Source organism: Candidatus Erwinia haradaeae, assembly GCF_900698965.1.
Lineage (GTDB): Bacteria > Pseudomonadota > Gammaproteobacteria > Enterobacterales > Enterobacteriaceae > Erwinia_E > Erwinia_E haradaeae_A.
In genome coordinates this window covers 676,780-702,559 of record NZ_LR217725.1, presented here as the reverse complement: position 1 = coordinate 702,559, position 25,780 = coordinate 676,780, and the positions used below count along the sequence as shown (strand labels likewise).

Sequence of the window (25,780 nt, the reverse complement as noted above, 5' to 3'; positions counted from 1 at the left end):
AGCGATAATATAAATAAAGATTTTCATCTTTCAATTTATATACAACGATACTGTGTATGAACTGTAGCATGGGATTGATAGAGTTTATTTTTGCTATGCATATTATGATGAAATATTTAAAGTTTTCCCTGTGCTATAGTACAGTTGATTATAATACGATTGCAACGCTTGGAAGCATAGCTAAGATATATCGAGTTTCTTGACTATCTTCTTTACGTGACACGCAATCATACAAAATAGAAGTAGAACACCTAAGCAGTTAATCGAACAATATAGCATGTTTTGATTTTAACGTATAGGCTATAGTATTAGATAAGATCCTTATCTTTTCTCTCTAAGAGCCTTTTATATTAGATATGTAATCCATGCATAGACAGAATATACACTATATACGGATCATTACAGAGTGTTTAGGCTATACTTGATACGATCATCACAGTATAGTTTATACATAACAATCTGATTGCATCTAATCTATTAAATTTTCAGTTTTTTGAATTCATGAGGTGTATATGCTAGATTGCATAAAGCTTGCCCTGCATCATGCTTTTCCTAAAACAGTTATCACTTCACTGCTTGGTTGGGGAGCTAGCAAGCATATTCGATGGATTACTAAGGCTGCAATTGATACTTTTATTTGGTATTATAAAGTAGATATGCAAGAATCTAAGACGGTTGATACGGCTAGTTACCACACGTTTAATGATTTTTTTACGCGTTCTCTGCGTGATGATCTTTATCCTATTGAAAATAAGCCAGAATTGTTGCTTTCTCCTGTTAACGGAACAATTAGTCAAATAGGAGCTATTCAGGGTGATCAGATTTTTCAAGCAAAAGGGCATTCGTATTCTCTCTTATCACTATTAGCTGGAAATTACGCTATGACTGATTTATATAAGCATGGTAGCTTTATTACTACCTACTTATCTCCAAGAGACTATCATCGTGTTCATATGCCATGTAATGCTATTTTACGTGAAATGATGTATATACCTGGCGATCTTTATGCAGTTACCCCGTTTATAGCACGACATATTCCTAATATTTTTGCACGTAATGAGCGTGTAATTTGTCGCTTTGATACTAATTTTGGATCTATGGCACAAATTTTAATTGGTGCCGCTATCGTCGGCAGTATTGAAACTGCTTGGTTAGGCACTATTACGCCACCACGTGAAGGTATTATAAGGTGCTGGAACTGGCCTGCACATCACGCAGAAGAAGATTTTGTTTCTTTAACTCAAGGGGAAGAGATGGGTAGATTTAAGCTTGGTTCAACAGTCATTAATTTATTCTCTCCTAATACCGTAATCCTAAATCAAAATCTTGCAGCAGAAAACCACATTCGTCTTGGTGATCCGATTGCTATCATACGGTAGCTAGGCTAAACTACAGGTGGTTATCATCAACTGATTACGAGATAGCCATGTTATACTTATTTGCTATTACTATAGGCGGGTTTTTTTTTCAGCCGGTTTATGTATCTAACGCACACGATACATTAAAAGTAACTCACGAATACGAGGAGCCCGAAGCTTCAAAAAATAAAACTTATCAAGCAACAAGTAATCATTCGATACTCTCTAAATCTTTATATTGGCTGAAAGAATATCAGAAATCTATACATCGTGCTCAGGATTATCAACGGAGTATTGATAATTTTCCTGGGAAGTCTCATGAGTATCGTCACCACATAGATCAAAAGACACTGTATTCAAAATCATTGTTAGCTAACATGAGTGTTGCTGAGCTTGAACAAGAGATTCAAAAAATTAGTAAAGATATCGCGGAAGAAACCCGTCAGGCTCAACTAGAGAATAATCGTGTTCAGGATATTAGCGATTCTCTATCCTATCTACCAGCTAAACAAGCTGAAGCGCGTCGCCTTTTGCATAATGTATCTCGTCAAGTAGGTATATCATCATCTTCAGGTAGTGTTATAGAACAGTCACAACAAACGCAATACCAGGCAGAGCTTTCTGCGCGTAAGGCGAGATTGGACGAACTTATATTAGAGCAGTTGTCGGCAAGCAATCGACAAGAGCTTGCGCATATTCAAGCCGAAATGCATCAACGTAAAGCTGCCGCACTAACTCAAAGATTACAAGAATTACGTAATCAATTACATGCTCAGCAGCAGCGTTCAGTAGAGCGTACTTTAGCGATTAATGAGCGGTTAGTAGGGGTACATGGAGAAATACCAAATAACATCGCTGAGCAATTTCATAGTAACCGTCAACTATCGTTAGAACTAACACAGCAAGCTCTTCGCATGGATATAGTAGCTTCTCAACAGAGAACCGCTATCACCCAGACAATGCAAATTCGTCAGGCATTAAGCACTATTTGCGAACAATCTCAGTGGCTTGGAGTTTCAAATGCTCTAGGTGAGGCCCTTCGTGCATTAATTGCACGCCTTCCGAAGATTCCAAAGCCACAGCAATTAGATAGCGAAATGGCTGAACTACGCGCAAAGCGCTTATATTATGTCAATTTACTGGAACAGAACGCTTTAGTCAGACAGGATAAAAATCCTTCTCTCACTAATGAAGAAGAGCATATTCTTACAGAACAGCTGAAAATCCAGTATAAACTGTTAACCTCATTATTATCTGGTTGCGATACTCTAACCCTCGAATTAACTAAATTAAATGTCAGTAACAGTCAATTAGTGGATGCATTACATGAAGTGAAGGATGCCACTCACCGTTATCTATTTTGGACGGCTGATGTTGGCGCGCTGCACGCCACCTATCCAGTAGAATTACTAAAGGATTTGCAGCGGTTTTTATCATTAGATACATTGGGTCAATTGAGCAGAGCAATAGTAATGATGGTGACCAGTCGTGATACACTTCTTCCACTGTTCTTAGCTATCATATTCGGTGTTTTTACTGTTAGCTCTCGTCGTCATTTTCGTGCTTTTCTTAATAAATCCGCTAGTAAAGTTGGAAAAGTTACACAAGACCAGTTTAATTTAACTATACGAACTGTTTTTTGGTCTATTCTTGTTGCAATGCCATTACCAGTTTTATGGGTAGCTTTAGGATATGGCCTTCAGCATGCCTGGCCTTACTCAATTGCAGTGGCCATTGGTGATGGTGTCAGTGCTAGCGTGCCCCTATTATGGGGCTTTATGATTTGTAACGTCTTTGCCTGTCAAAAAGGCCTATTTATTGTGCATTTTCGCTGGCCAAAACATCGAGTAGCTCTTGCTATGCGTTTTTATAGATTATGCACCGGAGTGGTAGTACCATTACTTATGATGTCCATAGCCTTTTCTACTCTTTCAGATCGTAAATTTTACCCTACTCTTGGTCGCTTGTGTTTTATTCTTATTTGTGGGGTACTAAGCTTAGTGACAGGAAGTTTGAAACGTGCCGGTATTTCTTTATATTTTGGTAATCAAGAAAACTATTCTAATATGATCAATAAAATCCTATGGAATATAATGATTACTATCCCGGGACTGGCATCTTTAGCTGCTTGTATTGGTTATCTAGAAACATCGCAAGCCTTACTAGCTAGGCTTGAAACTTCATTAGCGATCGGTTTTATTTGTTTAGTAGTTTATCATGTTATTCGTCGATGGATGCTAATTCAGAGACGTCGCATTGCTTTTGATCGAGCGCGCACTCGACGTGCAGAAATCCTGTCGCAACGCATTCGCACTGGAGAAAAACTCACATCTTATCAGCAAATTACTGATAATATAGAAATAGAAGAACCAGCTATTAATTTAGATGCTATTAGTGCACAATCCTTGCAGTTAGTGCGCTCTCTTCTGACATTGATTGCCTCAGTTTCTATAATTGCCTTGTGGTCAGAAATTCATGCTGCTTTTAGTTTTTTAGCAAATATACGTCTTTGGGATGTGAGCACTACCATTAAGGGAATTGATACTATACAGATAATGACGCTTGGATCAGTAATGAATGCCATTTTAGTTTTAATTGTCACAACTCAATTAGTGAGGAATATGCCGGCTTTATTGGAGCTGGCTCTACTACAGCACCTTAGTCTTACACCTGGTACGGGTTATGCTATTATTACTTCTACTAAATATTTAATTATACTACTTGGTAGTTTAACAGCTTTTTCCTTAATTGGTATAGATTGGTCTAAATTACAGTGGTTAGTTGCTGGTTTAAGCTTGGGATTAGGTTTTGGTTTACAGGAAATCTTTGCTAATTTTATTTCTGGATTGATTATTTTATTTGAAAAGCCAATTCGTATAGGTGATACTGTAACTATTCGTGATCTAACTGGCACCATTACACGTATTAATACCCGTGCTACAACAATAACTGATTGGGATCGAAAAGAGATAATTGTACCTAATAGGTCATTTATTACTGAACAGTTGATTAACTGGTCCCTATCAGATTCTGTCACGCGTGTAGTACTAAATATTCCCGTATCGTTAACTGCTAATAGTGCTCAGGTGACAAAAATTTTGCTTGATGCTGCAAAGCACTGTCGTTTTGTCTTAAACAATCCCCCTCCAGAAGCTTTTATAGTAGATGTTAAACAAGGTATACAGTTATTTGAATTACGTGTACACGCCGCTGAAATGGAAGATCGAATGCCATTACGTCATGATCTTCACCAGCTAGTATTGCTTGGTTTGCAGGCAAGTGGTCTAGATATACCATGCCCAGCATTTCAGGTGCGAATGGATGTGCTTGCATCTGCATCTAATAGACGTCAGAGATAGTTGTCATAAAAATTTTTGGTAAGATCGAAAGTATAGCATTAAAAGATTGATATATGCAATTAAGAGCACTGCTTGTAAGATATTGATCTTACAACAAAGTGACCTTATAATGGTTGGAGCATAGACTTTTAATACCCTTATATTAGTTATTATGCAATAATTAACAACGATCTACTGAAAAGGCAATAACGTCGCTCAGCGTATCTGCCTTGAGAGCCAGCATAACCAAACGATCAATACCTAACGCAACGCCAGAGCTTTCTGGTAGTCCCTGGATTAACGCATCAAGCAAATAGGTGTCAATAGGTTGTTTTGATAAACCTGCAAAATCGCGTGCATCATTATCTCGTTCAAAGCGCTGACGTTGTTCATTGGCATCTGTAAGTTCACAAAATCCATTTGCAAGCTCAATTCCTTTAAAATAAACTTCAAAACGTTCAGCAACACGATTATCTTCTGTGTTTATAACCGCAAGTGCAGCTTGAGTAGCAGGGAAGTTATAGATAAATACAGGTCTTTCGTTACTAATTTTATTTTCTATGCCGTTGATAAAGAGAAGCTGTAAAATTATGTCTCGATTCTTTTCGTGCTGAGTGAGATTCTGTAGGCCAAGTTTTTTTGCTACTATACGTAATTGATCATTATCGGCAGATAATGGATCAATATCTAAGTAATTTAAAAATGCTTCCTGATACGAGTAACTTTCTGCTGGCTCACAGTCTAAGATAGCCTGTAACAATTCGTTTACCTCACCCATTAAACCGTACATATCGTAGTTTGGTCGATACCACTCTAATATTGTAAACTCTGGATTGTGGTAACGCCCGCATTCTTGGTTTCGAAAACTACGACATAACTGATAAATGGGGCCACTGCCTGCTGCTAGTAAACGCTTCATATGATACTCAGGGCTAGTTATTAACCAAAGGTTAACACCATCTTTATTTTTCCAATCCTCAGCTTGAAAAAAGCAAGTCGAAAATGAGGCAATATTTACGTCAGTGACTGCGGATTGACTCATAGCTGGCGTTTCTACTTCTATTATTTTACGATCGTGGAAGAAGCGTCTGATTTTAGCAATAATTTTTGCACGGTGAAATAAATTAACGAGTGGCGCACTTGGGCGCCATTTATTTATAGTGTTCATTTTTATCCTGTAATAATTCTATGCGGTTTGACTGTATTGTAAGTATTTATTTATATTTATCATTAAGGCGTTGAATATCGCTATTTTAGCGATCATAGGTCATCTGTAAGTATCACGTGCTAATTTTTCATTCAGGACAGTTGTGCATTTGTGTTTTATATACCTATACACGTTACGGTCTTAGTGAAGAGATAGTTACTTGTTGTATGTATAACATACAGACGTGCATAAACTCTCTTTTAGAGAAAGTATGAATATACTATTGGTCATTGGATGTGATATTAACGTAATATTAATATCATGCATTGTGTTGCGCTTGTGCATAGATTATTAATCTGATTGTGTTGCAACTAGCACTATATATATGTGATATATGTGATGAAATATTCTATTACTGAATATTTATAGTTTTGTCAAAATTTCTAGGAACACCTTATGGCTGTGTATTATTAAGCATATAACTTTCTGTTATATCTCTTTCTGTTATATCTAGGTATATTGAGAATAACTGATAACAGTTATTATTTACCTAAAATATCCGGATGTGGCTCAATGTAGGTATATAAAATATAGGTATACTATTTTGGAAAAATATGCATGGTTACATAGTAACCTGCTACTATACTAGATATAGAGACTAGCAAAATGTTATAGATATAGCATGACTAAATGGGATAATATTAGCTATTTGTGTCGCTTGTTGTGATTTAATAACTCATTTCATGACTAATGGATATGTTTAAAGCATCTTCTGTTATTCAGCTTTGCTTATTGTCTGCTAAATATGTGCATATATTCTACTCTTGATCATAATACTTCAGACTCTTTATGTTCAGTGCAGAATATAGGCGCAGTTCTTCAGGATAAAGGTGCTACTATTTATTCAACCTCTTTCACTTATTAAGAGTAATCTTATATCTTATTTTTACGAGATATAGATTATGGAGTACAATCAAGAAATGATCAGTCGAACCTATATTACAGTAAAACCTATTGAATTGTTTAATTTTTGGAGTGTTATTATTACCTATATAGCAGGTCTGATCTAAACTGAATGAAGTAAAATATACGTTTTCTGTAACTTTTGGAAAAACAAAGCAGTGAAAATCTAAGCGATGAAACATTGTTTCCAGTGTGCTGTTATATATCTAATGAAAAAATATACTTGATATCTCATAATTTTATGGTCTTTTAAAGTTAGGTGTATTGTTTGTTTTTTGATAGTTTAAGCATTTTATAGCGGATAATGCATTTAAAATTCTAGCATGATACCATATATCAAACGCTGGCTATTGTTAATGCCAGTATTCTTTTTTTTTTCTGTTCAGGCTTCTACCTTGTTAGAGATTGATACTGCTAATAGCCCAAATTCAGAAAATATTACGCTGAGCTTTTCTAAAAAGCCGGTATATGTTTTCTTTTTTCTGCATCATCCTGATCGTATAGTTATAGATGTTCATAATAGTACTATACTCGATGGACTACCACGAGATTGTAGCTCTGATGGTATTGTAAAATTTATTCGAGTGAGGATGAGCAATACTCGTAATATGCGTTTAGTTTTTCAATTAGCAGATTGTGGAAAAATACGAGCTGTCACTAATCATAGTGGTTCCCGTTATAATCTTATTTTTACTATGATCCGCCATCATCGGATCGGTACACACCGCCCTGCTGATTCTTGTAAATTTAAAAAAGGACCACTCGCTTCATCTGCAGGCAGCGTCTCAAAACATCAACATCTTACCTCTCAGATCAGAAGGTACACTCGGAGAAACGCGGCGTTTAATGCGCATGGTGTCAGAAATAAGATTATAGTTGCGATTGATGCCGGGCATGGTGGGCAAGACCCTGGAGCAATTAGCAGACATGGCTTAAAAGAAAAAAACATAACTATCGACATTGCACGTCAACTTCAAGCATGGTTAAATTCTGATCCTATGTTTTATGGAGTAATGATTCGTAATAGTGACCACTTTATTTCTGTCTCAGAGAGATCAAAGATAGCTCATAATAAAAAGGCTAATATACTGATATCTATTCATGCAGATTCTGCGCGTAATCGCAGAGCTTGTGGCGCTTCAGCATGGGTTCTATCTAATCGCCGTGCTAATCGTGAACTAGTCAATCGGTTAGCAAAAAAGGATGGTCAGTTTACAATTTTTCAAAAAAATAACCACGGTATGCTCAAAAGCAATTATACTGATCGGTATGTTAGGAAAGCTCTATTAGATCTTCAGTTTATCTATTCGCAGCGAGTAGGTTACGAGGTAGCTACTAAAGTATTATGTCAGTTAAAACATGTAAGTCCTTTGCATAAAACTAAACCGGCATATGCAAGTTTTGGGGTGCTTCGTTCGCCTTATATTCCTTCTTTGTTAATTGAAATTGGTTTTATCAGTAATACCACAGAGGAAAAACTTCTTGCTAGTCGTTTGTATCAAAAAAGACTTAGCAAGTCATTGTATCAAGGTCTCCATAATTATTTTTTATTTCATCCGTCGCAATACGTGTCTGCGAAGAAAACGTGAGAATCATCATCCACAATAGCAGTGAGACATACAAATATCAGAATTTATAAGGTACGACATTTTTATGCCTCACTGTCATGAATTAAGTCAAGGAGGTCGAGTGTCTAGTATGTATGCACCATTCATACCCTGTTGAAATTATCAGACGTAGCGTAGTCAACCTAACAAACAACATCTGCTCTTAGTATGTATGCTCATACAACTACTTGAGTTAAAGTAACAAGCAGTATTTATGTTCAACACGAAAATAAGATAAACATAAGCTTCTTCTATAAACGCATAATATCAAAAATACCACTGTAGGTTCATAAGATAAGTAATGCATCTTTAATATGATTATGTATGTCCTAGACAAACACAGTATAATGATCATTATGTGGTAATCAACTTAATGAGTAATCCGTACTGTCAGATAATCATGACATATTCCGTTCTAAACTACTCAAACTATGTGGGGGATCTTAGGTCCTGATACTCAGGATATAGAATGCTTCTTCTATAAAGATTATGTCATGACAGTGCTACTCCCCAAGATCAGAGGCTCACCTTCATGGCTATATATAGCAGTAGGAGATAAAATCATTATTTATCCTTTTTAGGATTACAACGTTTCAACAGAATACACGTGTGATCCCGGTTAAATTGAGTCCAATAGTGTATATTGCCCTGATGTGCCTCAGGGGAGACAATGATTATGCTATTTATTCCAATAGGTGATATATCTAATTTGATTTGTAATTTTAAGTGTAAGCATTTATATTGTAACCTTAATTAGGTAGTATCTGGTTGCATCTAGTTATCACCAATATGCTCCATATAATCTATAACAATCTTTAAAAACTAAGAGTTATAATTAACGCCTGATTTTTCTCAATAGTTTTATTGTATTGAATTGAATTGAATATATAATATGATGAATTACTATTCTTCTCTTGCAATTGTAATGCAGTGTAGAAATATAATGTCGATTAATGCCCTGCGTATTTGTTTGAATCAGAAATCTTATTTAGAATAGATGTAATACTTAATTATATCCTTGTGCGATACATAAGCACCATTACGAGTCATGCTTCATTTCATAAAGATTTATTCAGTTATCAGCTGAGTTTAGACTTCTTTTCCTTGCAGCAGATAATATCTTTCTAAGAACAACCGGGATTTGATGGAGATATATATGCCCTCAAGGGTGTTGTGAGAGCTATTTTTATGAAAAATGCATTACAATAAACTGAGCTATAGTTTACAGGCACGACAATAATATGCACTCAAAGGTTAGAAAAGGTGAGAAGGAAGCAACTGATCACTATTACGCAGTAAATACATACCTAAAATTATTTTGTTTAAAATGACAAGTTTTTAGCATTAATAATGCAGATTATTAAAATGCTAATATTGTCTAATCTAGTTAAATCGTAACACCAGCATGACTTAGATATTCTACAATAGAGTGTATTCTTGGGATAGGTATCTCAATGCTCTTTCTTTATAAGCGGATAGAAATGATTACTAGACTGGGTTATACCCCATGATATAGTGGAGAACCACTAGGCGCTATTCTCAGCTATAACTAAGACCGTTAGTATGGATTACTTCTGTTAAAACGATGAATAGTAAAAATGAATCACATCAACTATTAGAGTAGAATAGTATACTGTATTTATTATTATAACTCATTTACCTAAGAATTATTATAACTCATTTACCTAAGACGATATGAATATGGACAAAATACCCTACTAAAAGGAAAGCCCTACTCTCTATCATGTTATGAATATGCATTTAATGACAAATGGTGCTATAAAATGGATAAATATTAACATAAGTAGTACGCAATCACTAATGCTAGTCTTGATAGACTAATCTCTTTCAAAAGAATCTTATTGAGCATGATGTTTGTGATAAATGAAAGTTTAAATTCCATGTATTGTGACAATAGCTCAACGCATTACATTCGCAGTATAGAGATGGATTATATCAAATAAATTATTGATTATCACTTCACTCAAATAGTATAGTGTTTTTACATTTTACGTTCCATTCGAAGATGCATTTTAATGATAAAATACAGATCACTGAGCACTAAAATTTGAAGTTACTACAGAGTCATTGACAATGAAAAGTTTTTGACTAAAACATTCTGTTTCTGGAAGAGGCAAAGATAGATCTGGTGCAATAAATGAATAAGCGTCATACTAATTTTTTAACAGATATAGATTGAAAAGAGATGTATGTATTACAAGATGAGTAAACCACCAAATGCTAGCTATCCACGGGCTATTTTTTTAATGGGTCCAACAGCGTCAGGTAAGACTAATTTAGCTCTTGCGTTACATCAAGCATTGTTAGTAGACCTGATTAGTGTAGATTCGGCATTAATTTACAGAGGTATGGATATTGGCACCGATAAGCCTTCTACAAAAGAGCTACTGCTTTCCCCACACCGTTTATTAAACATTCGAGATCCATCCGAAACTTATTCTGCAGCTGAGTTTTCTCGAGATGCATTAATTGAAATGAAACGTATTACTCACAGCGGACGGGTTCCACTATTAGTTGGAGGGAGCATGTTTTATTACAAAGCTCTCAAAGATGGATTATCACCTCTTCCTCCATCAAATCCAGAGGTGCGCCAACACATCCAAGATATGGCATATCAAAAAGGTTGGAACGCTGTGCGTCATCAGTTGTATTGTATCGATCCTATCTCGGCACAATGTATTCATATTAATGATACTCAAAGATTGTCGCGTGCATTAGAGGTGTGTTTAATTTCTGGTCAAAGGTTTAGTGATTTAACTAAAAGATCCGGGCAGTCTTTACCGTATAATATTTCTGCATTTGCAGTTTCACCAATCAGTCGGGCATTGCTCAACCAAAGGATTGAAAAACGTGTTCATAATATGTTGAAGTTAGGGTTTGAATATGAGGTAAGACAGTTGTTTGAGCGTGGTGATCTGCATGCTTTCATGCCGTCCATGCGATGTGTAGGATATCGACAAATGTGGTCTTATTTATCTGGTATAATCAACTACGAAACTATGGTGTGTCAAACTATCTATGCAACTCGACAGTTAGCAAAAAAACAAATGACCTGGCTTCGTAACTGGCGGGACAATATATACTGGTTTGATAGTGACCAACTTGATACTGCTTATAAGAAAATCTTACAGATCTGTCTTACCCAGGATAAGAAAGATTAATCTTTTTAAGATAGCGTATCATTTTAGTAGTGTAACTTTAGAGAATTTCAGTAAACATTAGAATAACACAAGAAAAAATGATCATAGGATGTACTTTACAACGTATTAAATTAGAATACATTTGAATTTTTATTCATCTTACTCATTTATCAAAAGCATAAGTGGTATGATAAGATTGAATTATTTAATCATGTTTTACTATGAGATATAATCTAACGACTCAGATAGTGTGAAAAACTACTATTTTAATAGTAGGGTATTATTTTCTCTGTTGTCTTGACTCTTCATAACAGCGCTACAATGCTTTTTTCAGACTCAGAACAATGCTGAGTTTGATGAACACACGTCTGAAAAGATTTGAGGTTCTTGATAAAATTAAATAACTCAAATCTCTGGACCAGAGATTTGAGTGACATAGATAAAGTGAGAAACTGCCCTAAATAAGCACTTACTTATTCAGTAATACATAGTATTATATAGTATGTATAGTCACATATATAAACTAATCTAACCAAAATCAGTTTTTTTATAGCAATGAGATATATTTTAAAAGCACTGTTTGATAGAGCATTGCTCTTGATTCATATTCAATACTTATTCCAGGAATGTTACCATTACATAAATAGTATCCATTGATGGTGGTATAATTTGTATATTGTAAGAATTTTCTGGAATTCACTGATTGAGCAAAATATTTCTTATTAACAATTAGTATTTCTAAAGATGATAGTTTAATATAAGTCATACGAATTTTATTAGTATATAGTCATATACTATATAGTAAGCAGTACTGGTATATCACTGATTTAGTTCATATAAGGGTATATCAACGACGTGTCTTAATAGACACGTCGTTGATATACCCGATTATTATCGTATATTAGAATATATATATTATATTCTGACTCTTACATATAAAAATCTGATGATACAGCATAAGATTTTCTCAACTTGCTATATGCGTTTTTTTAAGAAATGACATACAATTAAGAGTCATAATGATTAACTAAGAGTAATAATTATTGACTGGTGTAGTTAAACCAATGAAAACAGACACAGGTTTATGATCTGTATAAAAACGACTGTTTTTGTAAATGTCCTAATATGTCATGCCTGTCCGGATAACAACATACAATTATTAATGGAGCATAAATATGGCGTGGAATAACCCTGGAGATCATGGACAGGATAACAACCCGTGGGGCAGTGGCCATCATACGGGTGAAAGCTCTAAAGACAATGGCAAGAAAGAAGCATGCGATCAGAGAACAACTAACTGGGATAATATGTTTCATCAGCTCATGAATCAGATTACTGGACTAGGTGGTGCCAAAAGAAGTAGTCATGGTGAATCTCCTCGTGTCACTGGGACTAATGATAGGTTCATGTATGTTCTTATTATTGCTATAGTCTTTATCTGGGGTCTTAGCGGTCTATATACCATCAAGGAGGCTGAAAGAGGTGTTATTACAAGATTTGGAAAATTTAGTCATATAGTGTACCCAGGTTTAAACTGGAAACCAACCTTTATTGATCAGGTGCAAGCAGTAAATGTTGAGGCAGTTCGTGAATTATCAGCGTCTGGAACCATGCTGACTGCTGATGAAAACGTTGTTCGCGTAGAAATGAACGTGCAATATCGCGTCACTAATCCAGAGCGTTACCTGTTTTCTGTTAATAGTGCTGATGATAGCTTAAGACAGGCCACCGATAGTGCGTTGCGTGGTGTTATTGGACATTTAACGATGGATCGTATTCTCACTGAAGGGCGTACAGTAGTGCGTAGCAAAACACAGAATGAGCTAGAAGAAACAATTAACTTATATGATATGGGTATTACTTTACTAGATGTGAATCTTCAGGCGGCGCGGCCACCAGAAGATGTGAAAGCAGCTTTTGATGATGCAATAGCTGCCCGTGAGAATCGAGAACAAGTAGTGCGTGAGGCTGAGGCTTATGCCAATGATCGATTACCACGTGCGCGTGGTGATGCGCAAGGCATTCTAGAACAAGCACGTGCCTATAAAACGCGTGTTATTTTAGAAGCACAGGGTGAGGTGGATAGTTTTTCGCGCATTTTACCTGAGTATAAAGCAGCACCAAAAATTACTCGTGAACGTTTGTATATTGAAACTATGGAGCATGTTCTCGGTCACACAAGAAAAGTTTTAGTTAATGATAAAACTAATCACCTAATAGTGATACCTATAGAACAATCCGTTGCACGTCAGACCGCTAAGATTGATAGAACGCCTCAATTCAATGCTAAAAAACTACAGAATATTATCCCTTTAACAGATGGGCATAGAAAAGAAAAAGCTCATCGCAGTGTTACTGCATTTAACTCAAATGATATTATAAATGCAAGACGAATAGATTCTAAACGCACTAACACTACGAACCCAGGGAGAGTGTAACGCAATGCGTAAGTCATTTATCTTCGTATTAGTTGTTCTAGCAATAATATGCATGTCAATCTGTATCGTTCAAGAAGGTGAGCGTGGGATTATGATGCGATTCGGTAAGGTTTTACGTAATTCTGAGAATCAGCCGTTAGTATATACGCCTGGTATACATTTTAAAATTCCAGGTCTAGAAGCCATCAAGTTACTGGATGCCCGGATCCAAACTATGGATAATCAAGCAGATCGATTTGTTACTAAAGAACAGAAAGATTTAATTGTTGATTCATACATCAAATGGCGCGTGAGTGATTTTAGTCGTTATTATCTAGCTACTGGTGGTGGTGATATTTCTCAGGCTGAAGTATTACTCAAACGTAAATTTAGTGATCGTTTGCGTTCTGAAATAGGTCGTTTAGATGTTCAAGATATTGTGACTGATTCTCATGGTAGGCTAACCACTGACGTGCGTGATGCATTAAATACTGGTAGCTCAAGCCAAGAGAGCGATCCAAATGTATTACGCTCTGATAATAAGAATTTAATAGCTTTACCTGTTAATCAAAACAGTATGGAAGCACTAGGCATTAAGGTGATTGATGTACGAATAAAACAGATTAATCTGCCGACTGAGGTCTCTGATGCTATCTACGCACGCATGCGTGCTGAGCGTGAATCGGTTGCACGTAGTCAACGTGCACAGGGTGCAGAGGAAGCGGCAATAGTTAGGGCTCAAGCAGACTATGCAGTTGAGCACTCTCTTGCAGAAGCACGACGCCAGACTCTTATCACCAAGGGAGAGGGAGACGCGGAATCCGCAAAGCTTTTCTCTGATGCATTTAGTAAAGATCCTGATTTCTATGCTTTTTTACGTAGTTTACGTGCTTATAAAAGCAGTTTTAGCAGTCATCAGGATATCGTAGTCTTGAGCCCAGAAACTGACTTCTTTCGTTTTATGAAGAGCCCTGATCTCTTAAAACACTAAACTAAGATAAGGATAAGCCGATTTTTGGATACACAAGATATATAAGATATTCAGATATACAGGATATATAATTTTTTAATATTATATATCCTGTAACCCTGATACATGTTTTTTAAAAAACCCTGCTTTTTTCGTCCTCAACCATACAGCTGCTGCAATCGCACCCTTTGCAAAGACAGCACGATCTAAAGCTTTATGGCTGATTTCAATATGTTCATCAATATCTGCAAATAGAGCCCTATGTTCTCCGATGATATTGCCACATCGTATACTGGTGAAACCAATGGTTTTGTCTGAGCGTGGTCCAGTCAGTCTATTCCCAGGATATACCGCATGTTGATTAAAATTCCACTTCATGACTTTAGCAATAGCCTCCCCCATAGCTAACGCAGTTCCAGATGGTGAATCCACTTTATTTCGATGATGCGATTTAATGATTTCAATATCTGCGCACCCTTCATAACTTTTGCTATTTTTCTACTCATCATTTAAGAAGGTGAGCGTGGGATTATGATGCGATTCGGTAAGGTTTTACGTAATTCTGAGAATCAGCCGTTAGTATATACGCCTGGTATACATTTTAAAATTCCAGGTCTAGAAGCCATCAAGTTACTGGATGCCCGGATCCAAACTATGGATAATCAAGCAGATCGATTTGTTACTAAAGAACAGAAAGATTTAATTGTTGATTCATACATCAAATGGCGCGTGAGTGATTTTAGTCGTTATTATCTAGCTACTGGTGGTGGTGATATTTCTCAGGCTGAAGTATTACTCAAACGTAAATTTAGTGATCGTTTGCGTTCTGAAATAGGTCGTTTAGATGTTCAAGATATTGTGACTGATTCTCATGGTAGGCTAACCACTGACGTGCGTGATGCATTAAATACTGGTAGCTCAAGCCAAGAGAGCGATCCAAATGTATTACGCTCTGATAATAAGAATTTAATAGCTTTACCTGTTAATCAAAACAGTATGGAAGCACTAGGCATTAAGGTGATTGATGTACGAATAAAACAGATTAATCTGCCGACTGAGGTCTCTGATGCTATCTACGCACGCATGCGTGCTGAGCGTGAATCGGTTGCACGTAGTCAACGTGCACAGGGTGCAGAGGAAGCGGCAATAGTTAGGGCTCAAGCAGACTATGCAGTTGAGCACACTCTTGCAGAAGCACGTCGCCAGGCTCTTATCACCAAGGGAGAGGGAGACGCGGAATCCGCAAAGCTTTTCTCTGATGCATTTAGTAAAGATCCTGATTTCTATGCTGTTTTACGTAGTTTACGTGCTTATAAAAGCAGTTTTAGCAGTCATCAGGATATCGTAGTCTTGAGCCCAGAAACTGACTTCTTTCGTTTTATGAAGAGCCCTGATCTCTTAAAACACTAAACTAAGATAAGGATAAGCCGATTTTTGGATACACAAGATATATAAGATATTCAGATATACAGAATATATAATTTTTTTTAATATTATATATCCTGTAACCCTAATACATCAATTATTTTAAAAAAACCTGATGTTTTCGTCCTCAACCATACAGCTGCTGCAATCGCACCCTTTGCAAAGACAGCACGATCTAAAGCTTTATGGCTGATTTCAATATGTTCATCAATATCTGCAAATAGAGCCCTATGTTCTCCGATGATATTGCCACATCGTATACTGGTGAAACCAATGGTTTTGTCTGAGCGTGGTCCAGTCAGTCTATTCCCAGGATATACCGCATGTTGATTAAAATTCCACTTCATGACTTTAGCAATAGCCTCCCCCATAGCTAACGCAGTTCCAGATGGTGAATCCACTTTATTTCGATGATGTGATTCAATTATTTCAATATCTGCGCACTCCCCCATAACTTGTGCTATTTTTTCTACTAGTTTTAACATTAAAGCAGCACCGATACTGAAGTTAGAGGAGCATACAATGGGTATTTCCTGAGCAGCATGTTTTATTAGCATTATCTCTGATGCATTTAATCCAGTAGTGCCAATTACCATAGCTTTATAATTTTTTTTGCAAAATGATAGATATTTTACGGTTCCTTTTGGACTTGTAAAGTCAATCAAAACATCAAAATTATTAATGACCTGATCAAGCCTATCAGTAATGGAAATACCTAATGCTGAGTGATTAACTAATTCTCCTGCATCGTGCCCTATTAGGCATGAGGAGCTATGTACTACTACAGCGCCCAAGGTAACCCCCGGGGTCCGTATGATAGACTCTATTAATTGCTTGCCCATTCGCCCGTCTGAACCAACAACACCAATTCGAATGATATTGTGCATGATAGTTACACTTATGTTTATCTAAATAGTTATTAATAATAAAACACTCATGAGTCTAATTTGAATTTATTAAAACCAGAATTTAGTAGTTCTGTTAAGCTAGCAGAAGCTGAATCAGCGGTAATATTATGTAAAGTAGATGCTTCATTTGATTTATGTTGGCGAATACGATCTTTATGGTATGAATAACCAGTACCAGCCGGAATTAATCTACCAACAATAACATTCTCTTTTAAGCCGCGCAGTTTGTCATGCTTACCTGCAACTGCTGCTTCAGTGAGCACGCGCGTTGTTTCTTGAAAAGAGGCTGCAGAAATAAACGATTCAGTTGCTAAAGAGGCTTTGGTGATACCCAGAAGATTACGAACAAAAGTTGCCTTGACCTTACCATTTTCCGCTAAGTTACGGTTAGCGATCCTTACACGAGAGAATTCAGCTTGTTCTCCTGTCAGAAAGTCAGAATCTCCTACGTTTTGAATGGTGACCTTACGTAGCATTTGACGAATGATAACTTCGATATGTTTATCATTAATCTTGACACCCTGTAAGCGATATACTTCTTGAACTTCATTGGTAATATAGCGAGTGACGGCATGTACACCGCGTAAGCGAAGAATATCATGCGGTGATTCAGGACCATCAGAGACAACATCCCCGCGCTCTACGCGTTCACCTTCAAATACATTCAGTTGTCTCCATTTTGGGATCATTTCTTCGTACGGGTCATTACCATTAATTGGTGTAATAACCAGTCTGCGCTTTCCTTTTGTTTCTTTACCAAAGGAAATAATACCGCTAATTTCAGCTAAAATAGCTGGCTCTTTGGGGCGACGGGCCTCAAAGAGATCAGCTACGCGCGGTAGACCGCCAGTAATATCTTTGGTGCCGACAGATTCTTGCGGAACTCGGGCTAGTGTATCACCAGCACTAATTTTTGCGCCATCTTCTAGTTGAACGATGGATTTTCCTGGAAGGAAGTACTGTACAGGCATCTCGGAGCCTGGATTCATGACGTCGTGATTATTGTTATCTAATATTTTGAGGGCTGGGCGAAGATCCTTGCCAGCAGTAGTTCTTTCAGCACTATCAAGAACCACGAGAGAAGAAAGGCCAGTTAAGTCATCAGTCTGACGAGTTATAGTTAGACCATCAATGATGTCGGTAAACCGGATAAAACCGCTGACTTCAGTAATGACAGGCATGGTATGTGGATCCCAATAAGCAACAGTTTCTCCGGCGGAAACTTGTTCTTGCGTGCTTTTTAGCATAGTAGTCCCGTAAGGAATTTTATAGCTTTCCTTTGTACGTCCAAAGTCATCGATGACTTTTAGTTCAGTGTTGCGTGAGGTAATGACCAGCTTTCCTTCAGAATTAGTAACTGATTTAGCGTTAATTAATTTTAATGTCCCTTTATTTTGGACCTGAATGCTAGACTCTGCCGCTGCGCGTGATGCCGCTCCACCAATATGAAAGGTACGCATTGTTAACTGAGTACCTGGCTCTCCTATAGACTGAGCAGCAATAACTCCAATTGCTTCGCCTTTATTGATAATATGACCCCGTGCAAGATCTCGACCATAGCAGTGCGCGCATACGCCAAAGTCAGTTTTACAACTGACTACTGATCTTACTTTTACGCTGTCTACTGAGTGTGCTTCTAATATATCGCACTCTTGCTCATGCAGAAGTGTGTTGCGTGGTAATAGTATCGCAAGAGTTCCTGGATTAAGGACATCCTCTGATGTTACACGACCTAGAACACGTTCTCTCAGTGGATCTTTAACATCACCACCTTCGATCAGAGGTGTCATTAAAATACCTTCGTGTGTTCCGCAGTCATCTTCAGTAACGATTAAATCCTGTGCCACATCCACTAGTCTACGGGTTAAATAGCCTGAGTTAGCGGTTTTTAACGCGGTATCTGCTAGACCCTTACGAGCACCATGTGTTGAAATAAAATACTGAAGAACATTTAATCCTTCACGGAAATTTGCGGTAATAGGTGTTTCAATAATAGATCCATCTGGTTTTGCCATTAACCCCCTCATGCCTGCTAGTTGGCGAATTTGTGCTGCAGAGCCTCTAGCACCAGAGTCAGCCATCATAAAAATATTGTTAAAAGAAACTTGACGTTCTGAAATACCGTCACTATTCACTACAACTTCTGTAGATAGGTTTTCCATCATAGCTTGAGCAACGCGTTCGTTTGCTGAAGCCCAGATGTCAATCACTTTATTATATCGCTCTCCAACTGTTACTAAACCTGACTGAAATTGTTTTTGTATCTCTGTGACTTCTGTTTCTGCCTCACGAATGATATCTATTTTTTTCTGAGGAATGACCATATCATCAATACCTACAGATGTACCAGAACGTGCTGCATATGTAAATCCAGTATACATGGTTTGATCAGCAAAGAGCACGGTTGGTTTTAATCCTAAGATACGATAACAAGTATTTAACATTTGAGAAATAGCTTGTTTTCCTAGTGTCTGATTTACTATCGAGAAAGGTAAACCTTTTGGCACGATCATCCATAGAATAGCTCTACCAATGGTAGTATTAGTGATATTAGTCTTAGAAATCCATTGTTCTGTTTCATTTTTTTCGTATTCAGTGATACGAATTTTAACGCGCGCATGCAGTGAGGCGAGATCGGCGCGATACATTCGTTCAGCTTCTTTTGCGCTACTTAATATCATGCCCTCTCCTTTGGCATTAACGCAATCTCGAGTCATGTAATACAAACCTAGCACTACGTCTTGAGATGGAACAATAATGGGTTCACCGTTTGCAGGTGATAAGATATTATTAGTAGACATCATGAGTACACGTGCCTCTAGCTGAGCTTCCATAGTCAGAGGAACATGAACGGCCATTTGATCACCATCAAAGTCAGCATTATATGCCGCACAGACCAATGGGTGTAACTGTATTGCTTTTCCTTCGATAAGCACTGGCTCAAACGCTTGGATGCCTAAACGATGTAGAGTAGGGGCCCGATTGAGTAGCACTGGATGTTCACGGATAACCTCTTCTAATATGTCCCAGACAACTGATTCCTCTCTTTCAACCATTTTTTTTGCTGCCTTAATGGTTGTTGCCAAACCACGAAGTTCTAGTGTGCCATAAATAAATGGCTTAAAGAGCTCTAGTGCCATTTTTTTCGGTAGACCACACTGATGTAAATGCAGGCATGGCCCTACAGTAATGACTGATCGACCGGAATAGTCAACGCGTTTACCTAGCAGATTCTGACGGAATCGACCTTGTTTGCCTTTTATCATATCCGCTAAAGATTTTAAAGGTCGTTTATTAGAACCAGTAATTGCACGACCTCGACGGCCATTATCTAATAAAGCATCTACTGCCTCTTGTAGCATGCGCTTTTCATTACGTACGATAATGTCTGGCGCTGCCAGATCTAATAAGCGCTTCAAACGGTTATTGCGATTAATGACACGACGATATAAGTCATTGAGATCAGATGTTGCAAAACGACCGCCATCTAATGGCACAAGAGGTCGTAAATCAGGTGGTAAGACTGGCAAAACATCAAGGACCATCCATTCTGGTTTGTTACCAGATTGGATAAATGCTTCAAGTAATTTTATGCGCTTAGTTAGTTTTTTGCGCTTAGTCTCAGAGTTGGATTCGTTTAACTCAACATGTAACTGTTCACATTCTTTGTCTAGGTTGATATTTTTAAAGAGGGTTTGAATAGCCGCCGCCCCTATTGTTGCCTCAAATTCATCACCAAATTCTTCTAAGGCATCAAGGTATTGTTCCTCAGTAAGGAGTTGGTATTTCTCAAGACTCGTCATCCCACTTTCAATAACAATATAAGACTCGAAATACAAAACCCTTTCGATGTCACGCAATGGCATATCTAACAGTAAACCAATGCGTGATGGGAGTGATTTAAGGAACCAGATGTGTGCGATAGGAGAGGCTAGCTCAATATGGCCCATTCTTTCACGGCGTACTTTAGTTTGTGTCACCTCAACACCGCATTTCTCACAGATCACACCGCGATGTTTCAGACGCTTATATTTACCGCATAAGCACTCATAGTCTTTGACAGGGCCAAAGATTCGTGCACAAAAAAGTCCGTCACGTTCAGGCTTAAAAGTTCGATAGTTGATAGTTTCTGGTTTTTTAACTTCACCAAAAGACCATAAACGAATCGTATCTGGCGATGCCAGAGCAATTTTAATTGCATCAAATTCTTCGGTATGATGTTGTGTTTTTAGCAATTTCATTAAATCGTTCACACATTAGCTCCGGTAGGATAGTACTATTCGGGGTACTCTAAGAACCCTGATTGCGCTGTAAAGAGTACAGCAGATGCCAGTTGATTACTCGTCTTCTAGATCAATGTTAATACCTAGAGATCGGATTTCCTGCAAGAGAACGTTGAATGATTCTGGCATACCAGGCTCCATCTGATGGTTACCATCAACAATATTGCGATACATTTTTGTACGACCATTTACATCGTCAGATTTTACAGTTAACATCTCCTGCAAGGTATAAGCTGCACCGTATGCTTCTAACGCCCACACTTCCATCTCACCAAAACGCTGACCACCAAATTGCGCTTTACCACCTAAAGGTTGTTGCGTTACCAGACTATACGAGCCAGTTGAGCGTGCGTGCATTTTATCATCGACTAAGTGGTTGAGTTTTAGCATATACATGTATCCTACGGTAACTTTACGTTCAAATTTTTCACCAGTACGACCATCAAACAAAGCAATCTGACCGGAAGACGGCAGTCCACCGAGTTGTAACAAATCTTTGATTTCGCTCTCTTGCGCACCATCAAACACTGGGGTAGCGATTGGCATGCCATCTTGTAAGTTTTTTGCTAAAGAAAGTACCTCATTGTCTGTAAAACTGTTTAAGTCAATTTTTTGGCGTATATTAGTACCTAGATCGTAGGCTTTCTGCAAAAACTCACGTAATTTAGAGATCTCTGATTGTTTTTCTAGAAGTTTATTAATCTTTTCTCCAATACCTTTGGCGGCCATACCGAGATGAGTTTCAAGAATCTGACCAATATTCATACGCGATGGTACGCCTAGTGGGTTCAAAACGATATCTACCGGAATACCGTTCTCATCGTAAGGCATGTCTTCAATTGGGTTAATTTTTGAGATAACACCCTTGTTTCCATGACGACCGGCCATTTTATCACCAGGTTGGATTTGACGCTTGACGGCTAAATATACTTTAACTATTTTTAATATTCCAGGTGCTAAATCATCGCCTTGTGTGATTTTTCGGCGTTTTTCATTAAGTCTTTTCTCAAATTCATGCTTTAATTCATTGTACTGGTCAGTAAGATTTACTAATTGGTTGTTGCTGTCTTTATCAGATAGGTTTATTTCTAACCATCTGGTACGAGGAAGACTATTAAGTTTCTCTACCGCTACTCCATTAGCAAGAAGAAGAGATTGAATTCGATGAAATAAGTTAGCTTCAAGGATTTTTAGTTTTTCAGAGAGGTCTTTCTTGACATGTCTTACCTCCATCTCTTCAATATCTAGGGCGCGTTCATCTTTTTCTATGCCATCACGTGTAAAAATTTGAACATCAATTACAGTACCTGATACACCATTGGGCACTCTAAGAGATGAATCTTTGACGTCAGATGCTTTTTCGCCAAAAATAGCACGGAGCAGTTTTTCTTCAGGTGTCAACTGAGTTTCACCTTTTGGTGTCACTTTTCCGACTAAAATGTCACCTCCAATTACTTCAGCACCAATATATACAATACCAGATTCATCTAGTTTGGACAGAGCGGCTTCACCTACGTTTGGAATATCAGCACTGATCTCTTCCGCTCCTAGCTTTGTGTCACGTGATATACAGGATAACTCTTGAATATGGATGCTAGTAAATCGATCATCTTGTAGTACACGTTCAGAGATTAAGATGGAGTCTTCAAAATTGTAGCCGTTCCAAGGCATAAAAGCTACTCGCATGTTTTGGCCAAGCGCCAATTCACCCAAATCAGTTGAAGGACCATCAGCAAGAACATCACCACGTTCAATAATATCACCAAGATTGACACATGGTATCTGATTGATGCAGGTGTTCTGATTAGAGCGCGTGTATTTAGTGAGATTATAGATATCTATGCCGGCTTCGCCTGAATAGATTGCGTTGTGATTCACTTTAATAACAATACGTGAAGCATCTACATATTGAACGAGACCACTACGTTTTGCTACAGAAGTTACGCCGGAATCAACAGCAACAGCGCGTTCCATACCAGTACCTACTAGTGGTTTTTCAGCTTGCAAGGTAGGTACTGCTTGACGCTGCATATTTGCCCCCATTAATGCGCGATTAGCGTCATCGTGTTCTAGGAAGGGTATTAATGAAGCACCAACGGAGACAATTTGTTGAGTGGAGACATCCATATAATTAATCTGATCAGAACTAAATAAACTAGATTCTCCATTATTACGGCAAGTCACTAGATCATCAATGATTTGGCCTGATGTGCTAAGGTTTGTATTAGCCTGTGCAATAACGTAATTGCCTTCCTCAATAGCTGAGAGGTAATTAATTTCATCTGTCACGACTCCATTGTGCACTCGTCGGTATGGGGTTTCGAGAAAACCATACTCATTTGTTTGCGCATATACAGATAAAGAGTTGATCAGGCCAATATTAGGTCCCTCTGGCGTCTCAATGGGACATACACGCCCATAATGAGTTGGATGCACATCTCTTACTTCGAATCCTGCGCGCTCACGTGTTAACCCCCCTGGTCCTAAGGCAGAAATACGACGTTTATGTGTAATTTCAGACAAAGGATTAGTTTGATCCATAAACTGAGATAATTGACTAGATCCAAAAAATTCTTTAACTGATGCAGAAATTGGTTTTGCATTGATCATATCTTGAGGCATAAGCGTGTCAAGGTCACCTAAAGATAGGCGTTCTTTTACTGCTCGTTCTACACGAATAAGTCCTACACGAAATTGATTTTCAGCCATCTCCCCAACAGAGCGAACACGACGATTACCAAGATGATCGATATCATCCACTTCACCGATGCCATTACGGATCCCAATCAGTTTTTGCATAACCTGAACGATGTCCTCTTTACTTAGGATCCCGGCACCTTCTATATTCTCTCGATTGAGAGAACGATTAAATTTCATGCGGCCTACTTTAGATAGGTCGTAGCGTTCTTCTGAAAAAAAGAGGTTCTCAAATAAAGTTTCTGCTGCTTCATGCGTTGGAGGCTCACCAGGGCGCATCATGCGATATATTTCCAGTAAGGCGCTTAGACGGTCACTTGTTGAGTCAATGCGCATGACTTCAGAAATATATGGACCATGATCTAAATCATTCGTAAAAATAGTTTCAATAGTATCATGCCCGGATTCTTTTAGTTTGGTTAATAACTCTATTGATAAGGCCGTATTTGCCGTAATGAGGATTTCACCGGTATCTTCATCTACATAGTCTTTTGCAATAACTTTATTATTAATATAGTCTATTGGTACTTGAATATCAGTTATTCCGTCTTTCTCTAGATGGCGAATATGCCGTGCAGTAATGCGGCGTCCTTTTTCAACGTATACAGTATTATGTGATTTGATATCAAAAGTTGCTGTTTCACCACGTAATCGCTCCGGAATCAAGTTCATCCGTAGTTTACCATCATGAATTTGGTATACCACTTTTTCAAAAAACAAATCTAAGATCTGCTCGGAAGTATAATTCAGTGCTCTTAGAATAGTAGTTGCAGGAAGTTTTCGACGCCGATCAATCCGAACAAATAAATTATCTCTTGGATCAAATTCAAAATCTAACCAGGAACCACGATATGGGATAATACGTGCATTGTACAATACTTTACCCGAAGAGTGCGTCTTTCCTTTATCGCTATCAAAAAATACACCCGGGCTGCGATGCAACTGAGAGACGATTACTCGTTCTGTACCATTAATAATAAAAGTGCCATTAGCAGTCATGAGTGGAATTTCACCCATGTATACCTCTTGTTCTTTTATGTCTTTTACAGTACCTGCTGGTGCTTCTCGTTCATAGACGACCAATCGCAACCTTACACGCAGAGGAGCAAAGAAGGTAATGCCACGAATTTGACACTCTTTTACATCAAAGACAGGATCGCCTAAACAGTAACTGACATATTGCAGCTCAGCATGAGCGCTATAGCTTTGAATTGGGAATACGGAACGGAACGCCGCCTCTAAACCGTATTGACCCTTTGGATCGTGCTCGATAAATTTCTGAAACGAGTTAAGTTGGATAGAAAGGAGATAAGGAATGTCCAAAACTTGTGGACGCTTACCAAAATCCTTACGAATACGTTTTTTTTCGGTATGGGAGTAAACCATAGGGTTCCTCAGCTCGCTGAAAAATAGAACCTTTCTCTCCGTCCATGGGGACAGTTCTTTAATGCTGTTGAAATGATTCGGATATGTAGATGGTCTCTTGAAGTATTTCCATCTATGCAT

The 25,780-nt window shown here is 37.8% G+C and carries 10 protein-coding genes and 2 pseudogenes; 7 read left to right on the top strand and 5 right to left on the bottom strand.

All coding sequences use genetic code 11. The annotated features are described in order from the left end of the window. Positions 1-512 precede the first annotated feature (512 nt). Positions 513-1,379 carry an archaetidylserine decarboxylase gene (gene asd, locus CIPSTX3056_RS02200; protein ID WP_072666322.1) on the top strand — a complete coding sequence of 289 codons (867 nt, stop codon included), beginning with the start codon at positions 513-515 and terminating at the stop codon, positions 1,377-1,379. Between the two features lie 47 nt (positions 1,380-1,426). Next, the gene (mscM, locus tag CIPSTX3056_RS02195) at positions 1,427-4,717 is read left to right on the top strand and encodes a miniconductance mechanosensitive channel MscM (RefSeq protein ID WP_072666321.1); all 3,291 of its coding nucleotides are present in this window, start codon (positions 1,427-1,429) and stop codon (positions 4,715-4,717) included. A 160-nt stretch (positions 4,718-4,877) separates the two neighbouring features. Here mscM and epmA read toward each other — a convergent pair whose 3' ends face one another. After that, positions 4,878-5,864 (bottom strand): elongation factor P--(R)-beta-lysine ligase, encoded by a 987-nt coding sequence (gene epmA / locus CIPSTX3056_RS02190; protein ID WP_072666320.1) that lies wholly within the window; start codon positions 5,862-5,864, stop codon positions 4,878-4,880. Between the two features lie 1,298 nt (positions 5,865-7,162). Here epmA and CIPSTX3056_RS02185 point away from each other — a divergent pair. From CIPSTX3056_RS02185 to hflC (CIPSTX3056_RS02170), 4 genes are all read left to right on the top strand, one after another. Continuing rightward, entirely contained in the window at positions 7,163-8,395 is a 1,233-nt protein-coding gene (locus tag CIPSTX3056_RS02185; protein ID WP_162271169.1) for an N-acetylmuramoyl-L-alanine amidase, read from the top strand. 2,240 nt (positions 8,396-10,635) lie between these two features. Continuing rightward, positions 10,636-11,595 carry a tRNA (adenosine(37)-N6)-dimethylallyltransferase MiaA gene (gene miaA / locus CIPSTX3056_RS02180; RefSeq protein ID WP_072666318.1) on the top strand — a complete coding sequence of 320 codons (960 nt, stop codon included), beginning with the start codon at positions 10,636-10,638 and terminating at the stop codon, positions 11,593-11,595. Positions 11,596-12,749: 1,154 nt separating this feature from the next. Next, positions 12,750-14,012, top strand: coding sequence for an FtsH protease activity modulator HflK (hflK, locus tag CIPSTX3056_RS02175; RefSeq protein WP_072666317.1), 1,263 nt, complete (start codon positions 12,750-12,752; stop codon positions 14,010-14,012). Positions 14,013-14,016: 4 nt separating this feature from the next. Then, on the top strand, positions 14,017-14,982 hold the full coding sequence (hflC, locus tag CIPSTX3056_RS02170; RefSeq protein ID WP_157992341.1) for a protease modulator HflC: 966 nt from the start codon (positions 14,017-14,019) through the stop codon (positions 14,980-14,982). 81 nt (positions 14,983-15,063) lie between these two features. Here the strand turns inward: hflC (CIPSTX3056_RS02170) and dapB (CIPSTX3056_RS02165) are convergent. After that, positions 15,064-15,429 (bottom strand): annotated as a pseudogene (dapB, locus tag CIPSTX3056_RS02165) (4-hydroxy-tetrahydrodipicolinate reductase); the annotation flags it as partial. Positions 15,430-15,474: 45 nt separating this feature from the next. Between dapB (CIPSTX3056_RS02165) and hflC (CIPSTX3056_RS02160) the strand changes: the two are divergent. After that, positions 15,475-16,371 (top strand): annotated as a pseudogene (gene hflC / locus CIPSTX3056_RS02160) (protease modulator HflC); the annotation flags it as partial. An 83-nt stretch (positions 16,372-16,454) separates the two neighbouring features. On the opposite strand, the gene dapB (CIPSTX3056_RS02155) reads toward hflC (CIPSTX3056_RS02160), so the two are convergent. The 3 genes from dapB (CIPSTX3056_RS02155) to rpoB all read right to left on the bottom strand — a co-directional run bounded on the left by dapB (CIPSTX3056_RS02155) (position 16,455) and on the right by rpoB (position 25,660). After that, positions 16,455-17,276: a 4-hydroxy-tetrahydrodipicolinate reductase gene (gene dapB / locus CIPSTX3056_RS02155; protein ID WP_414835986.1), complete on the bottom strand. Its 822-nt coding sequence runs from the start codon at positions 17,274-17,276 to the stop codon at positions 16,455-16,457. Between the two features lie 44 nt (positions 17,277-17,320). Then, on the bottom strand, positions 17,321-21,547 hold the full coding sequence (rpoC, locus tag CIPSTX3056_RS02150; RefSeq protein ID WP_072666313.1) for a DNA-directed RNA polymerase subunit beta': 4,227 nt from the start codon (positions 21,545-21,547) through the stop codon (positions 17,321-17,323). Positions 21,548-21,631: 84 nt separating this feature from the next. After that, the gene (rpoB, locus tag CIPSTX3056_RS02145; RefSeq protein ID WP_072666312.1) at positions 21,632-25,660 is read right to left on the bottom strand and encodes a DNA-directed RNA polymerase subunit beta; all 4,029 of its coding nucleotides are present in this window, start codon (positions 25,658-25,660) and stop codon (positions 21,632-21,634) included. Positions 25,661-25,780 lie beyond the last annotated feature (120 nt).